At 41.5% G+C, this 17998-nt stretch carries 9 protein-coding genes; all 9 read right to left on the reverse strand.

All coding sequences use genetic code 11. The annotated features are described in order from the left end of the window. Nucleotides 1-16 precede the first annotated feature (16 nt). The 9 genes from H8S90_RS20780 to H8S90_RS20820 all read right to left on the reverse strand — a co-directional run bounded on the left by H8S90_RS20780 (nucleotide 17) and on the right by H8S90_RS20820 (nucleotide 17902). Complete coding sequence (locus tag H8S90_RS20780; RefSeq protein WP_187339712.1) at nucleotides 17-3538, reverse strand: TonB-dependent receptor; 3522 nt, start codon at nucleotides 3536-3538, stop codon at nucleotides 17-19. A gap of 163 nt (nucleotides 3539-3701) precedes the next feature. Then, nucleotides 3702-4736, reverse strand: a complete 1035-nt coding sequence (locus H8S90_RS20785) for a FecR family protein (protein WP_187339713.1) — start codon at nucleotides 4734-4736, stop codon at nucleotides 3702-3704. Nucleotides 4737-4798: 62 nt separating this feature from the next. Beyond that, nucleotides 4799-5395, reverse strand: a complete 597-nt coding sequence (locus H8S90_RS20790) for an RNA polymerase sigma factor (RefSeq protein ID WP_187339714.1) — start codon at nucleotides 5393-5395, stop codon at nucleotides 4799-4801. A 183-nt stretch (nucleotides 5396-5578) separates the two neighbouring features. Beyond that, nucleotides 5579-7303 carry a RagB/SusD family nutrient uptake outer membrane protein gene (locus tag H8S90_RS20795; RefSeq protein ID WP_255501681.1) on the reverse strand — a complete coding sequence of 575 codons (1725 nt, stop codon included), beginning with the start codon at nucleotides 7301-7303 and terminating at the stop codon, nucleotides 5579-5581. A 17-nt stretch (nucleotides 7304-7320) separates the two neighbouring features. After that, nucleotides 7321-10629: a TonB-dependent receptor gene (locus H8S90_RS20800; RefSeq protein ID WP_187339716.1), complete on the reverse strand. Its 3309-nt coding sequence runs from the start codon at nucleotides 10627-10629 to the stop codon at nucleotides 7321-7323. A gap of 421 nt (nucleotides 10630-11050) precedes the next feature. Then, nucleotides 11051-12958 (reverse strand): ATP-dependent DNA helicase RecQ, encoded by a 1908-nt coding sequence (locus H8S90_RS20805; RefSeq protein WP_187339717.1) that lies wholly within the window; start codon nucleotides 12956-12958, stop codon nucleotides 11051-11053. 3 nt (nucleotides 12959-12961) lie between these two features. Then, nucleotides 12962-15118, reverse strand: coding sequence for a ComEC/Rec2 family competence protein (locus tag H8S90_RS20810; protein ID WP_187339718.1), 2157 nt, complete (start codon nucleotides 15116-15118; stop codon nucleotides 12962-12964). Further along, the gene (locus tag H8S90_RS20815; RefSeq protein ID WP_187339719.1) at nucleotides 15118-17157 is read right to left on the reverse strand and encodes a helix-hairpin-helix domain-containing protein; all 2040 of its coding nucleotides are present in this window, start codon (nucleotides 17155-17157) and stop codon (nucleotides 15118-15120) included. Before H8S90_RS20815 ends, H8S90_RS20810 begins: the two co-directional genes overlap by 1 nt. Further along, nucleotides 17147-17902: a DNA-binding protein gene (locus tag H8S90_RS20820; protein ID WP_187339720.1), complete on the reverse strand. Its 756-nt coding sequence runs from the start codon at nucleotides 17900-17902 to the stop codon at nucleotides 17147-17149. Before H8S90_RS20820 ends, H8S90_RS20815 begins: the two co-directional genes overlap by 11 nt. Between the last annotated feature and the right edge of the window lie 96 nt (nucleotides 17903-17998).

Consider the following 17998-nt stretch of genomic DNA (forward strand, 5'->3'; position numbering starts at 1 on the left):
TACGCGTTTAATCCAATTAAAAACTTAAATTAACCCCGAACAAAAACTGCCTATTGAGCGGATAAATACCGCGGTCTACCCCAAGCACCGGATAGGCCCCGCCTCCTGCCTGACTGACTTCAGGATCAAGACCAGTGTAATTGGTGATCGTGAACAGGTTCGTTATTCCTAAATATATCCGCATTCTATCAATACCCCAGTCTCTTGTAAACATATTTTCTGTTGGCAGCGTATAACCAATCTGCAGGTTACGCATTCTAAAGAAACTGCCATCCTGTACATAATAACTGGAAGAAGCGTATTCAAAATCAGAAGCTCCACGGTAAAGAGATGGAATATTACTGCCCGTATTGGTAGGACTCCAAGCATCCAATAAGCGTGTGGTTAACGCACCATCAAATGTGGTAAAGTCTGTGAAATAACGAGTTGCTTCGTACAAATCATTCCCCTGCGATGCATTGAAGAACATGGAAACGTCAAAGTTCTTGTAAGATGCGTTGAAGCTGATAGAATAGATAAAATCAGGATGCGGGTTACCGATGATTGTACGGTCTTCTGGGTCAATAACGCCATCGCCATTGATGTCGGCATATTTAAGTCCACCTACACGAGCACCCGCATACGTTGCTTCTGATTCAAGTTCCGCCTCGTTTTGGTAAATTCCCGCTACTTGATAGCCGAAGAAAGAACCAAAAGGTGCACCTGCTCTTAATACAGTAGTAGATAACGTTCTAAAGTTACCGTAAATCTGTTGAGTGACGCCAGGTGCTAAACTCAATACTTCGTTGACATTTCGCGTGAAATTTAGACCTACATCAAATTTAAAAGGACGATCATCTTCCCTGCCATAGTGGTATCCTAAGTTAATTTCAAAACCGCGGTTGCGCATATCTCCCACATTCACGTAGGGAGAAGTACCACCGCCCACGGCTACTGATGGCAAAGGCACTTGGTACAACATATCTGTTGTCTTTTTATCGTACCAATCGAAGGTTCCATCGAACTTTCCATTAAACAACGTAAAATCTAAACCAAAATTCAGCTGCGATACTTCTTCCCATTTTACATCCGGATTGCTATAAGCATGTTGGCGGATACCTGTCACACTTCCCGAGCCATTGATCGGGTAAGTGGAAGTGATTAACGATGATTGGATACGGTCAAGGAACTGGAATGCCGGTATACGTTGATTACCTGTGATACCATAAGTTGCTCTGACCTTTAGATCTGTGAGCCAATCGGCTTCACTCATGAACTCCTCTTGTGACAAGCGCCATGCAAAACTACCGGCGGGAAAAACACCATACTTATTTTCGGAACCAAAATTCGAAGAACCGTCTCGACGAACCGTTGCACTGAACAAATAGCGGTCTTTGAGAGAGTAGTCGGCCTTGGCGAACAGGGAGAATAAAGAACCTAAATCACCGAAACTTGAATTACTGATATTAGACGTTCCGGTATCCAGATAATAATAATCTAAATTACCTAATACAAAAAAGTCATTACGTGCACCATTTAATTGTCGGCTTCTATTACGGATGGCTTCCGTACCAGCTAAAACGGTCAGTATGTGATCGTCGTTAATGTTTAACCGGTAGTTTAAGGTGTTGGTCCAAGTCCATTCTGTATTGTATCCCTGGTATTCGCTCAGGTTATTATTGTTTGTGCCCTCTGAAAATTCGAGGTTTGGATAAGCCATACTCAAACCATTATAATTTTCATACCTTAACCCAAAGGAGGTACGCGCAACAAGTCCTTTCGCTAAATCTACTTCACCGAAGACGTTTCCAAAAAAGAAATTACTTCGGTTCTTGTTATCTTTTCCCCGATACAACATGGCTAAGGGGTTCTGAGCATTACCTAACATCCCCCCTCTGGTTCCCGCAAAATTCCCCATGACATCGTAAACCGGGACTATTGTTGGAATCCTATAGGCAAAGCCGAGAGGACTACCTTCATCTTGATATTCACCCGGTACATTTACGTTAGACCCCATTCCAAAATTTTCGGTATAGCTGTATTGTGCATTTTCACCAAACCTGAACTTATTATTGAATGCGGAGAACTGGGTGTTCGACCGAAGATTAAAACGCTCAAAACCTGTATGTTTGATAATACCCTTTTGGCCAAGATAACCAGCAGACATCGCATAGGTTGCATTCTCGCTACCGCCTGTGGCACCAAGTTGATAGTTCTGCATGGGTGCACTGCCCATCATTTCGTCAAACCAGTTTGTTCCAGCTTGATTGGCCTCAGTGATTTGATAAAATGTTCCCGGATCACGTGAGTAATTGTAATTGGCTGGGTCTGCCAGTTCGGGTGTGACATCAGCGCCAATAGCTGAACCCGCTAAAAGATAGCCCGGTAATACGGGGTTTTCTCCACCTCCGTAAAGCCGAGACAGTTCACTTGCAGGATTTAAACCTGAATTACGATACGATTGATAAAGATTTTCTGCGTATTGCTGTGGACCCATCATCGTTGGAAAGCCCGACGACCGGGGCACTTGCGATCCATAATTAGCATCCAACGTAATTCTAGGTTTTCCTTCCAACCCTTGCTTAGTGGTAACAATCACGACCCCATTGTTTGCCCTTGCTCCATAAATAGACGCTGCAGACGCATCTTTAAGTACCTGCATACTTTCTATATCATTTTGGTTCAACCAACTAAGCTTCCCTTCATAAGGTACACCGTCTATTACATAAAGCGGTTCATTATTATTAATTGTACTGAAGCCCCTGATACGGATCTGCGGAGTAGAACCCGGCGCACCATCGGTTACGATATTCACCCCCGGTGCTCTTCCCTGCAACGCTTCCACAGCACTTGCCGCGGGTTGACTCTTCATCTCATTTACATTTACCACGGCTACCGAGCCTGTGATATCCCTTCTACGCTGGCTTGAATAACCTGTGACTACGACTTCATCCAAATCGCTGGTCTGCGATTCCAAACTGATACTATAGGTATCCTGTTCCGATGTTACCGTAAATTCCTGACTGGTATAACCGATATAAGAAACAACGATTACATCGTTAACATTTGCCGTCAGTGAAAATGCGCCCTGTTCATTTGTTAAAATACCACTGTTGGTGTTTTTTACCAATACGCTAACGCCAGGCAGTGGTTCATTGCTGGCAGCATCGATTACCCGACCGGTGATTTCTTTCTGCTGGGCCTGTTGCGATAATAGGATCCTTCCATTATCAATTTTATAAGCAATATTCAACGGAGCAAGTACACCGTCTAAGACAGCCGCTAAATCAGATGCTTGTATATCAACTTCCACTATCCGGTGTGCACCAATAGCAGAAGGACTGTACACAAACTTAACCTGAGACTGACTCTCCACCTGTTGTAACAAGTTTTTCAGGCTCATTTTCGTCGCTGTTATATGGACGTTTTTTTTAAGTACACCCTGTGCTTCCGCGGAATTCGCATAAGAAGAAAATGTACCTATAGAGATGAGCAAAGCGTGAATAAAGGATATTCTCATCGCTGTTGTAATTAAAGCAGTAATTCGTTCTTTTTTCATAAATTAGAAAAATTTTGGTTTGTAAGGGCTTCCCTTCGACAGTGGCCCAAAAAATCATTATTTTATCCTTTAAAGCCGGCGATATCCCCATATTGCCGGCCTTTTTTTCGTTAACTGCTGTCTGTTTTTGTCATGTCATTGGTTTGTTTTTGGTTGTTATTGTTTATTGTTTGATTAAAATCTTTTTGCCTTTTACGGTATAATTTGTTTGCGTTACCTCACAAATAATATCCAGCTGATCAAATAGACTCATATCTTGGATGTCTCCCGTAAAAGTCGTATTTGTTAAAGATGGGTCAAGTGAAATAGGTAGGCCATAAATAGCTTCTAAACGACTGCTTAATTCGTGCAATGTAATTTCAGTAAAGTTTAAGGAAACTGAAGACAATATCGTGGGAGAAACCGGAACAGGATGTGCAGCTATTCCTTCTTCCAACCGCCCTTTTGCATCGTCCAATACAGCGCGGTGGTTTGTAGTTAATTGAACTTTTTCAGGTTTTGACAACACTCTTTTTAATACATTTTTTCGTCTACTATTATCTATTACTTCCACCTTACCGGAAAACACAGTGATTTCCTCTGTTTCCTTTCCCGGCATTTTACGAATCAAAAAGGATGTACCCAATACCTTGGTAATGGTTGTGTTATGAAAAACATAAAATGGTCTACTGGCATTGGCTTTTACCTGAAAATAGGCATCACCTGTTACGTGTACCTCTCTATTATCCAAAAACGTAGCAGCATACCGTAAACTCGCCTTGGCAAAAAGCTTTATGGTAGAACTGTCTGGCAGCACTACCAAGCTAACCGAATCTGTATCGTTCCTGATAGTGGTAATCTCATTGGTAGGAACATTTGACACAAAGGATGCATCTGTTGGATATTCTTCTAATCGCTTCTGCACAAACCACAGCGTGGATAGCAATAACACACTACAAGAAGCTGCTACCAACCATATTTTAGGGAAGTTTATCGTTTTACTTAACGAAATGGTTTTTGAAGATGATGACGGTTGTGTCTGCTGATTGATTTTCTCCCACAGCTCCTTTTCCAGTGAATTTAAATCAATGGACGCCTTATCTCCCTTAAACTCTTTATTCAACTCGTCATACCAGCTGTCAATCCATTCTTTTTCTTTGGCACTGCACTCGCCGGATAGATAACGCAAAAGTAACTGGTGAAAATCACGTCTACTCATAATTTAGCTTTATATAATTGGTCTTTTTCCCCGACCTATCATATAGAGTCAATTAAGTAAGTTTATACCCTAAAAATAAATTTTAAAAAAAAGGAAAACACTGTTACACAGACTAATAAATAATCTTTCAACGACACACGTAAACTTTTCAGGGATTTGGTGATATGATATTCAACTGCTTTTTCAGATAATTTTAAGCGTTGCGCAATTTCTTTGATAGAAAAGGCTTCCATTCGACTTAATTCAAAGATTTCCTTGGTTTTAACAGGTAATTTGGCAATACCCTCTTCAATAGCTCCAGCTAAACAATTATAATTAAGTTGGTCTTCCACAGAATTGTCTACCAGTGTCTGTTCCTGCTGATTGGCTGTATACCTTTCTAAATGTAACTGTGCTCGGATGTGATTAATAAATTGGAACTTAATAGCGGCATGAAGATAAGATGGAAGATGTTGGATATTTTGTTGCTCTCTTTTCTCCCATAATGAAATGAAAATTTTTTGTGTAATCTCCTCCGCAAGTAGCTCATTTCCTGATTTTTCAACGACCTTCCAATAACACATTTTCCAATACTTTTCATATATTGCTTGGAATGCCTGATAATCATTTTCTGATAATCTCCTTAAGAGTATAGCATCTTCTTGGTTAGTGTTTGGCATATGATTTTCTATTGGTTGGTAACAAACCTAATAAAAATTATGAAAAACCCCAATAAAACACGTTAATACCTGTATTTATGTCATCTGATTTTTTCGATCGAAGTAAAATAAACGAAAGTCCGGTTGGATGTATCCAACCGGACTTTCGACAATATTGTATTCCTATCAAATACAATTCTTTCGTTAATAATTCGGATCCTGTTGAAGTGTTCCTCTGCTCTGATCAATCTGATCTTGTGGTAGTGGATAATACGCATTTCGCGGCGCAAAAGAAATACCTCTATAAGCTTCCAAAATACTTCCTTCGAACGATGAGTAACTTGACACAACCTGCTCGGCCACACCCCATCTCACCAGATCATAAAACCGATGACCTTCAAAAGCAAGTTCCAAACGACGCTCAAAGCGCAGCGCAGTTCGTGCATATTCCGCATTTGGAAAACTAGGGTACAATCCTATTTGGTAGTCTGCCGCAGGCGTTCCTCCTTCTGTACCATCAAGCGTTTTATGCGGAATATTTGCTGCCCGCTGGCGTACGAGGTTAACCAAACGTAAGGCTTCTCCCAAGTTCCCTAACTCAATGTTACACTCGGCAGCCATTAAAATCACATCAGATAGACGAATCAAATTCACGTCTAGTGCCGTTATATATGCAGCTCCCGCAACCGTATGACTAGCAAATTTACTTTGAGGCACCATGGTCTTGATAATAATGAAAGGTCCGGCATATGCAGGATCGCGAATCCACGGGTCGCCGGGCATTACACCATAATCTAAATATTGTACGCCCCTACGTCCTACATTGTAATCCAACCGAGGGTCAAAACGTAAACTGGTGTTCAGCGAATAATTGGTTTTCGCTGATCCCGACAAGCCAAGATCAGATAAATAAGGATTATTACGATAGGAGTTGTCCAGATAGGGCAAACCATTGGTATCCACCTTATAGGCATTAACCAGATCGATAGTGGGCTGGTAAAAACCGCAACACCCAACGGGTGAGGTGCCGTATAAACCGCTCAACATATCTCCTACGTTTGCATTATCTCCGCCACCGTCAGGACTGATGGCATGTTGTACAGAGAAGATAGCTTCCGGACCATTTTCAGTATCCAGATCAAAGTTATCCCAATAATTTAGGCCTGTTATAGCAGGCCTGCTGGCAATAACTGCATTGAACAAGGTAAGGGCCTCATCATATTCTCCAAGGTATAACAGCACTTTTCCTAAATAGGCCTGTGCAATTATCCTGTCTACTCGCCCTACTTCGTTATTGTATTTAGTAGCCGTAAGATTGTCTACCGCAAAACGTAAATCAGCAACAATTTGTGGATATACATCTGAATCGTTAGGTTGTACAGCGGCTTCCGTGACCGGAATGTTTTCGTCGATATACGGAATCCTGGCAAATAAACGTCTTAATAAAAAGTAGTAGTGTGCCCGTAGTAACCTTGCCTCTCCCTGAATTTGAACAGAGCGCTCATCACTAAAACGTTCTTCACTTTCCTGTACAGCAACCAAGGTACGAAGCGTGCTATTACAGCGCTGAATTCCTTCGTAGTAATTGCGCCACATCACCGATAAATTATCGTTGGTACTGGTCGGTTGGTGTGACTCAATCAGGTTCATGTTTGGCTGATCGGACCCTGTACTACCTTTATGGGCGTTATCTGATGCCACTTCGCCAAATAACCATTGACTGGGAGCCGAAGCGTAGTTGCCCCAGGTACCATTCACATTGCCATTGAGCAAGCCATATGCCCCAACCAACAACCCTTCTACTCCTTCCTGTGTTTCGACTTGAACCGGAGATAATTCTCCCTGAGGCACCTTATCTAAAAAATCCTGCTTACATCCGTAAATTACAGTTAACGTAATCAACAGAATGGAATATGTTATTTTTTTCATCGTCATCTCATTTAAATTTAGAAACCTATATTTATACCGAATAAATACTGCCTTGACATGGGATAAACTCCCTGATCAACCCCCAAAGCAGAGAAGGTACTACTTGAAGGAGGAACTTCAGGATCAATTCCGGTATACTTGGTGATCGTGAACAAGTTAGTAGCTGTAGCATACAAACGGATGCTGTTTACACCGGTTCTTCCTCCGAAGAATTTTTCAACTGGTAATGTATACCCGATCTGCAAATTCCGCATACGGAAAAAGCTACCATCCTGTACATAATAACTCGAAGACGCATACTCAAAATCAGAAGCATTCCGATAAGGAGATGGTACTAAGCTACCGGTATTGGTAGGGCTCCAAGCATCAAGTATACGCGCACTGGTAGCTCCATCAAAGGTCCCAAAGTCTGTAAAATAGCGGGTCGCTTCATAGATATCATTTCCTTGTGATCCATTAAAAAACATGGAAATATCGAAATTTTTATAAGATGCGTTAAACCCAAGTGAATAGATAAAATCCGGGTGTGGATTACCGATAATCGTACGATCGTCCGGACCGATCTCACCATCTCCGTTAATATCGGCATAACGCAGGCCACCAACCCTCGCACCGGTATACGTGGGCAAGGATGCCAGTTCTTCTTCACTCTGATAGATACCTGCGACTTCGTAACCAAAAAATGAGCTAAAAGGAACTCCTGGTCTCAGGATAGATGTTTGCAAGCTCCGGAAATTACCATACAATTGCTGTGAAACGGATGGCGCCAGGCTTACCAAAAGGTTTTCATTTTTAGAAAAATTAGCCGTCACATCAAATTTAAAGGGATTATCATTAGTTCTTCCATAGTGATAAACTAATCCCAACTCAACTCCTCTATTACGCATATCGCCAATATTAACAAAGGGAGAGCTACCTGCACCAACGGCTATTGCCGGAAGAGGCACCGGATACAACATATCTTTTGTATTTCTATTATACCAATCGAACGTACCTTCAAACATGCCATTCGCCAAGGTGAAATCGGCACCAATGTTCAAAGAGCCTACCTCCTCCCATTTTACCTCTTCATTGCTATAGGCATTTTGCCATACACCAGTGCTTATACTGGATCCTCCGGGAGTTGGATATGAAGAGCTGGCCAAACTTGCCTGATAACGATTTAGAAACTGAAAAGCTGGGATATTCTGATTTCCGGTAAGGCCATAACTTCCCCTGATTTTAAAATCATCCAACCACGATACGTCTTTTAAGAAAGCCTCTTCCGATAAACGCCAACCAATACTTCCCGCAGGATAAAATCCATATTGGTAGGTCGGACCGAAATTGGACGAACCGTCCCGTCTGGCGGTCAGGCTTACCAGATATCTGTTAGAAAATGAATAGTCGGCTTTAGCAAAAATAGAAAAAAGTGAACGCTGCGTTCCATTACTGTTATTGGTAATATTTGCCGTACCTCTGTCGAGATAATAGTAATCGAGGTTACCTAAAATAAAATAATTGTTTCTACCTCCCCCCATATTACGTTCAACGTAATTAATAGCTTCCGTTCCAGCTACTACATTCAGCAAATGTTGATCATCGATATTGAGGTTGTAGTTTAAGGTATTGGTCCAAGTCCATTCGGCATTATAACCCTGGCTTTCTGACATGCCATTATTGTTACTACCTTCAGAGAACTCGAGGTTTGGATAGAAGATGTTAATTCCCGCCCAATTTTCGTAATTAACACCAAAACTGGTCCGGGCGGTCAAACCCTGAATAATATCGGCCTCCGCATAGGCATTTCCAAGGAAACGATTACTTTTGGTACGATTATCCTTTGCCCGATAAGCTAGTGCTACCGGGTTCTGGGCATTTCCCAATTGACCGCCACGGGTACCGGCGAAATTACCCATGATGTCATAAACCGGCACAATTGTCGGCGCCCTAAAGGAGAAACCCAGAAGTGAGCCTTCGCCCTGATAGTCGCCAGGAGTATTTACATTGGCGCCAAAACCCAGATGATTTGTATAGGTGTAATTGGCATTTTCGCCTATTCTCAATTTGCCGTTTAGGGCCTTAAGCATCGTATTTACCCGAATATTGAAACGGTCAAAGTCTGTATGAATAATAGAACCCTGTTGCCCGAAATAGCCACCAGACATCGCATATGTAGCGTTTTCGGTGCCCCCATTGGCACTTAATTGGTAGCTTTGCATGGGCGCATTTTTGGTCATCTCATCAAACCAATTAGTTCCTGCTTGATTGGCACGTGTTATTTGATAAAAAGTGGCGTTCTCGCGACTATAATTGTATCTCGAAGGATCTGCATCAGCCGCCGTAATATTATGGCCCAATGCTCCTCCGGCAAGTAAGTACTCAGGTAAGGTCGGAGAAGCACCCCCGCCATACATGGTAGCCGTAGCAGTTGCTGGATTTAAACCCGCATTTTGATAAGCCAAATAAAGGTTTTGCGCCCACTGCATAGGATTCATCATCTTTGGAAAGGCGTCTTTACGGGGATTTTGCGTGCCATAATACACATCTAAGTTTATCCTATTCGGACCTACCGATCCCTTACGTGTGGTGATGATAACCACACCATTGTTTGCCCTAGAGCCATAAATAGAAGCTGAAGCTGCATCTTTTAATACTTGCATCGACTCTATGTCGGCTTGGTTCAACCAACTTAATTTTCCCTGGTAAGGTACACCATCCACAATGTATAGTGGATCATTATTATTGATGGTACTGAAACCCCGTACCCGAATTAACGGTGTGGATCCCGGAGCACCGTCTGCCACAATTTGAACCCCTGTGGCCTTACCTTGTAAACCCTCTACTGCACTTGCTGCTGGTTGTGCCTTTATCTGATTGACATCAACCACGGCTACAGCTCCAGTAATATCTTTACGTCTTTGGGAAGAATATCCTGTTACCACAACTTCTTCCAGGTTTCCAATTTCTGTTGTTAAGGCTATATTATATATACTTTGGCTTTCGATGACCGAAAACTCCCTTGACACATACCCGATGTAAGTAATTTGTATCAGATCGTTTGTACTTACAGTTAGGTTATATCTCCCCTGTTCATCAGTTAATACCCCTGTTCGGGTTCCTTTAACAAAAACACTTACGCCTGGCAAGGGTGAACCGTCTTCTGCATTGGTGATAACTCCTGCTATACGCTGTTCTTGTAAAATAGTTAAGTTATTTCCATGAACAATCGGGCCGGGTACCGATGGTTTCGCATATCCATCTTCCCCGATTGTGATCATTAATACCTGAAGTAGGCATAGGCTTATTGCGGTCTTTGACCATGCAACAATTTTCTCTTGTTTCATAATTTAATACATGAGTGTTTGGTTATTTTGTTGGTTTACCACAAACGTATCTAAACGCTGTTCGGTTGCTTTGGAAGTACGTGAATGCTATGTCATACAAATAGGTTTTAAGCAGATTTCATGCAGGGGAAAACATCATCCTCTTCGAACATAAATGGATTATTTTCGACAAAGGATTGCCTAGGGGTACGCATTGGTCCACCCTTGCTATCATCTGAAATTGGTTTAAAAATTTAGTTTATAATGGTCGATCGAATCTTTTACTCTAAGTTAAGATTCTCAGAAATTTGGTAGACTATTTATCCATATAATTTCATTTAACGTACTAAACAAACGTAACACAATTATTACATATTTGCAACAATAAAATTCATTTTTATACGAATGCCTATTGAATCGAGAAAAACTGTGCTAGAGAGGTTTAGAGGTAATACTTCCCATTATTTAGTTTAATCATCCCATTATCTACCAGGTTGCGTATCACCGTAATTCTATCTTTTTCCTGCCCAAGATGTATACTTCCAATCAGGTCATCCAAGGATAAATGTTCGTTTGCCAAAAGATTGGTGATTTCAACAACCAATTTATCTTCTATGTCCTCTTGGTTAACTTGGCGGTTTTTACGGCGACAATAATCACAAATCCCGCAATCTGCTACCTCTTTCTCTCCAAAATAAGCTAACAGTTTCCGCTGTCTACAGTCGTCCTCCTCTAAGTAGTTGAGCATGCTGTTCAACTGTTCTTTTCCAACTTCCTTACGTTCATCTAAATGTTTTTTATTAATGTTTAGGTGCTGGGAATCACTTCTAGGTTGCAAGAACTGTAACTGAGGTTTGTCCGTTTGCGGAAGATAAGTAACTACGCCGTATTGCTGCAGTTGTTGAAGTAAACGCACTACTTCCTCCATTTTTATTCCTACTTTTCGGGCCAGATCGGTTTCCCTAAAAGGAACATAATAATCAAAAGCACCACCATAGGCCCTTAAGATCGTTTTTATGAATCCATCCAGGTTAGCATGCGCCACCTGAAAACTATATAGATCATGTGAGGATACTTCAAACTTTAACCTCGAAGGTATATAAACATTTTCTGACACAGCGATCCATTCGTCGCGTTCTAAAAATTTCAGGGCACTGATCGTTTTAAGTGGTTCTAATTGGTAGCGATTGCAAAAATCTGCCAAATCAAAATCGAAACTGAGGTACTGTCCGGCACCGTAGGCTAATTGAAAATAATTTCCCAAGTGATAATAGATCTGAATAATTTCTTTGATGGTGGGAAAACTCTGTTCGAAGTTTCTTTGGAGCTTAATTCGATCCTCTTCATTAAACAGCAAAACCGCATAGGCGCTTTTTTCATCACGACCGGCTCGTCCTGCTTCCTGATAATAAGCTTCCAGGGAATCTGGAATATCTAAATGCACAACAAAGCGCACATCCGCTTTATCAATTCCCATCCCGAATGCGTTGGTTGCTACCATGACCTGTGTAATACCTTTTTTCCAGGACTCCTGTTTCTTGGTTCGTTCCGGAGTTGATAAACCAGCATGATAAAAATCTGCATTTACCTGCTCTAACAATAATAGCCGCGTAACCTCTTGCGTTTCCCTTCTGTTTCTAACGTAGACTATTCCACTTCCACCGGTATTTCTTATAATATTGAGTAATCGACGTGCTTTATTAGCTTCTTCGATAACGATGTACGCCAGGTTCGGTCTTACGAAACTTTTAACAAAAACGGCCGAAGTGTCTGTTTTCTGCCGCCTAAATTGTAATTTTTCTTGAATGTCAATAATCACTCTTTCCGTAGCAGTAGCTGTCAAAGCCAGATAAGGCACCTCGGGATGTAACTGCCTAAGCTCTGCCAGATGCAGATAAGGCGGTCTGAAATCATATCCCCACTGCGATATACAATGCGCCTCATCTATTGCATACAGATTGACCTTCATATAACGAATGCGCTCACGGACCAAATCACTCATCAAACGCTCTGGAGACAAATAGAGAAATTTTATTTTTCCATAAATACAATTATCCAAGGTGATATCTACTTCCCGCTTCGTCATGCCTGCATATATTGCTACCGCTTCAATGCCCCTCGCCCGCAAGTTTTCTACTTGGTCTTTCATTAACGCAATTAGGGGAGTAACCACCAGGCAAATACCTTCCTTAGTCAGCGCTGGAACCTGAAAACAGATAGACTTTCCTCCTCCGGTGGGCATTAATGCTAAAGTATCATTACCAGATAATACCTGCTGGATAACCTCCTCTTGCAAAGGTCTAAACTTGGCGTATCCCCAGTAATGTTGTAAAATTTCTTGTATAGACATTAGTCACTGCTTATTAGCATCCCAAACATAAGCAAAATTATCCTTTAGTACATAGGTAGAAATACCCAGTATACCCGCTTTCGACAGCAGTGCATTTAGTGTTCTCTTATCGTTTGATGCATCTAAAATCAGTACGATATGTTGTCTTATGTTATTCGGTATCTCAGTAAGGTCTATCTGTGCATTGTTTCGAATCATCAGCCATCGCAATGTTGCCCTGAAATGTGGCGTCGAATGCGCACCATCCACTATAAGCAACTCTCTTTCTCCGAATCTGATTCGACTATTTTCAATAGCAATACCTGCCCGACTGGCGAAGAGACTTCCTTTGTTAACAAACCGTCTATTTCCGCTAATAGCGTAGGCCCCTACCGTTGGCATGACAGCATATTGAAAACCGGCATCTTCCGTAGACGGAACATTACTGTACACCACCACATTTCCGCGTTTTATCATACCTACCGCCAGTTTCTTCCGCATATTAAAAACAATGAGTTGTTCTCTTTCATAAGCGTACCAACGTTTATAATTAAATATGACTCCCAGTAAAAGCAAACTCGCGACGCCTAAAAAAAGCTTCTTTTTGCACCCATATTGAAAGCTAAGTACAAGGAGTACTATTGACAGATAGGTAAGCATATATTGAGGAGCGGTTATCCAAATATCTTCTATCGCCGCCATTGGCCAGGATTCAATAGCCATAAGTAACCTGTTCATTGTCAGAATGAATTTTTCCAAACCGACGCCCAATGCAATACTAATGTTGTTGGCAGGCAATAATAATAACAGAAAACCTCCATAAATAATAATACTGACAGGCAAGACAATCAACAGGTTGGCCGGAAGAAAATAAACCGGAAATAAATGAAAATAGTACAGCACCAAAGGAAATGTTGCCAACTGTGCGGCACATGAAAGTGATAAATAATTATACAACCATCGTAAAACCACCTGAGTATGTGTAAACAAAGCCATTAATTTAGGCATCAGCCATACAATACCGAGCACCGCAAGGTACGACAATTGAAAGCCTATTTCTGCAATATATTTTGGGTTATACAATAACAAAAAAAAGGCTGATGCAGCAATGTTATTATAGACATTACGTTGCCGACTAAAAGTGTTACCAATTATTACGAAACTGATCATAAATGCCGCACGAAGAACAGAAGCCGAAAAACCTGTAATCAAGGCATAAGTCCATACGAAGAGTAACAACAGCAGCAGTCGAATAAGCTTTAACTTCTTTTTTCCTTCCATCCATTTTAAACCGAACGAAAAACAGGCAAACACAATACCTACGTGCATGCCTGATACGGCAAGTACATGAATGGTTCCAGTGGATGAAAAGGTTTTTACCAGCTCCTTATCTAGATCAGCCCGGTAGCCCAGCACCAAGGTTGAAACGATAGCTAAAGCATCGTCGTCATTGATGTACTGACCGAATTTTGTTAACATTTCCTTTCGGCGATTTAGTGCATACTTTATCAATTTGTTCCCTTTACTCAAACCGGTTTTTTTAATCTGATACGCTTGCAAGTAAGATTGGTGCCAAATATTACGCTCCTGGAGATAAGCGCCGTAGTTAAATTCGTGCGGGTTAAGTGCGGCAGGAACAACTTGTATATTACTTTGTATGAGTAGCTGATCCCCATAGAAGAGGTTTAATGATTTCACAGAAGAATTAACACGCAATAAAAGCTTTCCATCTGCTGGCAACCACTTCCCAGCTGCATCGCTTAGACCGCTAACACTAAATTGAAAGGTAGTCATGCCAGACCTCACTTTTGGCTCACTGGCTATTGTCCCTACCAGATAAGTACTTGATTGATGGCTAAAATGTAAACGGTTGATTTTAGGATGGTTCTTCCAAGTAAGCAACCAGCCAAAAAAGCAGATGCAAAGAAAAAACATCGGCCCTTGCAAACAACTTCCACCTGAAGCAGCTCTGCGTTGACTTTTTCGGAACCTTCCAGTAAACGGAATCACGAAAAACGTTATAACAGCTAGTAGAAACAGGCAACATAATGTGTGATAAACAACTTTGGAAACAGGTATGCAATAAGATAGGCCAATACCAATCAATAATAAACATACGAAATGTGCAAAAGGCACTTTACTCCGATGAATCCTTAGGTTCTCCAAATCGTTATTAAACATCAGAACCGACATCTTATCTGTAGCTTGACTTCCGGCTTATGGTTTCCTTCCAAACGATCTAAGCCGGTACCGGTATAATCGACACCATCATATCTAAAAGATGCATACCTGCACCATAAATCTATCCCTCTAGCAACCTTATACCGTAAGTTGAGGTAATAGCGGAACCCCTTATTGCTGTAAAGCGGAAATGAATATGCATAGAGTACATCACTCTCAAACGCATAGATACGCGATTGATAACTATCGGTGTTAAATAAAGCAAACCGCATATTGCCCGATAAACTGGAGGTTAACGGCGCATAAATGATATCCTGATATATCAGGTAGCCATATTCTTTTATGCGATCTTTTTTATATTGAACCACTTCCGCCCTATTGCGCATACGTATTGTCTCATGGAAACTATATTGCACTTCCGCCCGGCACTGTTGCCTGACAACATTTTCTAAAAAATTTACCACCTGCTGCTGCCCATTCTCCGATTTTCCACGATACCGATATCGCAATGCGTAACGTGTTTGCTTATTAGGTGTGTAAGTAATTTGTGAAAACAGATCAACACCATCAGAAGGTGCATCTACACGGTATCTCAACCACGGAAACTTAAAATAATCGGCATACCCCACCCATTGAAAGGCTCTGCTGGGTTGAAAAATCAGGCCGGTGTAGAATCCAGCTTCGTTCACGGCATTACTGCCCTCAGCTATCGCTTGATTGTAAAAAGCATGGTAGTCTCTTTGGTAATTGCGTTGCTGTAATACCAGCGAAAACTGGTGCGATAAAGTAGCGATAATCCCATTAGTATATGCGATGCCAGTACCTAAGCTATGAGCAAATTCGCCAAAAATATAAAGGTTCATCACGTTATAATTGTAATAAATACTCGTATTGGTTAACTGTTGGCCACGAAAGAAATAGGCATTGTATAATTGGGGTCTTGGCGACAGTTCACCATCAAAATGCGTTTGATAAATAGTAGAACCTAAAGTCAATTTAGCAGTTTGATATTGTGCGTTTGCACCAAAAATAAACTCACCAAGATTATGTTTGTTGGCCACCTCGCTTGGTGTTCGATGTAGGCCGTTTTGGCCCAGAGCACTGAATTTATTTCCGTTTTCTCCTTCCTCCTGCAAAGTGGCTGTTAATTTTTTGTAGGATACAAAGGGCGTAAATGCAATTTTTTTTAGGCTATAAGTTGCAGCAAGACCCCGAAAGAACGAAAACTCATTGGTAGAGGTATAAGGCTGTAAACCACCACCCTGTCTCGCCATATGCTGTACCAAAGCCCCTTTTCCAAAGCTCAACCCTGTCCACAAAGCCAAACCTTGGCCAAACTGCATCGCATAATCGCCTAACACTACATGTTTCCATCTTTTTTGGTTGCCGAGGTAAATGCTTCCGGAGTAAAAATCAAACCCGTAGGGTTGTGCACCAGCGAAGAACTGTTCGCCGGGATCTTTTTTCATATTCAATGACAAACGAAAGTCTGGTGTATATTGATACCGATAACGCACAAATAGGCGACTTGGAGACCCCAGATACCTTGATCGAGTGGAATCTTGGATGGTGTATCCCAATTGATTTCCTATCACCCTTCCATACCGCATCATCAAATCGTGTTTACCCTCACGCAAATAATCATAAACATCAGCCCCTTTCAATGCTGAAATTTCATCTACCTTAACAAAGGGCAATAGCAGCCTGATGATATTCAGACCTAAATCCTTCACTGCCTGGAGCTCGTAAATGGTTATATAATCGCCAGATGTTCTACGATGTTCAAGGATGCCCGATACTTGCATAGGCGACAATATCCGGAGTTCTGTCAGCTCCCTTCCATCTGTTTTGTTTAGATTAATAGGATGTATACGATAATAATTTAATTTTTCTGTTAATTCCGTATAATCGAAATCCTCCCCCAGTTCTTCCACCATCGACTCAACAAGCTGCTCAATCAGTAGATCGTTAGTTTGCGCACAAGTATAATAGCAACACAACGATAGGAAAAGAGTTGCCAAGGTGTATTTAAAAAGCATAGGCAATAAATGTTTGTGGAGAAAGCCCGAGCTTAGGATGTATAACCATCGCCATGTCTAGGAATATACCTTTAAAAAATAGGCCTATCCCACAAAATTGCTTAAATTCATCGACGGCCAATCCTCCGCGGAAACTGATCCAACTGATCGGGAGATATTCTAAACCGGCACGAACATCTACCCTTTCCGTACTTATGATTTTATCGACATCTGCTGTAAGCAAAAGATTGGTATTTACGCGATACCCTGTTCCCAATTTTACCTGAGCCGGTACCGCAGCATGGGCAGTATTATGGTATTTAACATTGCCGACGTTGGACATATGCACACCAACTGTCCAGTTGGTATTGAGGTAGCATTGTAAACCTATGTCTACTGAAAACAACTGATCTCCACCGTATTTATCTATACGGAGCTGATTATAATTAACGGTTACTGCAGTGGCCAATAACTGACCGAAATGGCGGGCAAAAGAAGCCGCCAATTTCAACTCGCTATACGTTCCTGTAATACCGTAATCAGAAACATGCGCACCCAGAACGCCTAGTTTAGTGGGCTTTGCGACAACTGCTCCCTGATAACGGATATCGCTTTGCATGAAATGCGCTTGATAATAAGTTCCCACTTCAAGTTTTTTTAACGTAATTAAACCTGCCGGATTACTCGTAAGCGCGCTCAGCCCCTGAAGTGCGGTACCCGTATTACCCATGCCGCTAAAGCGAGCAGCAGGATTGATTTGGGCCACAACCGTTAATGGTAAAAATAGTTGGATTATAATTTTGAAAAACATATCACCATAAAGGTACTTACAATACGGTAACTCGGTGATCTGTTCAGTAGA

The organism is Olivibacter sp. SDN3 (genome assembly GCF_014334135.1).
GTDB lineage: Bacteria > Bacteroidota > Bacteroidia > Sphingobacteriales > Sphingobacteriaceae > Olivibacter.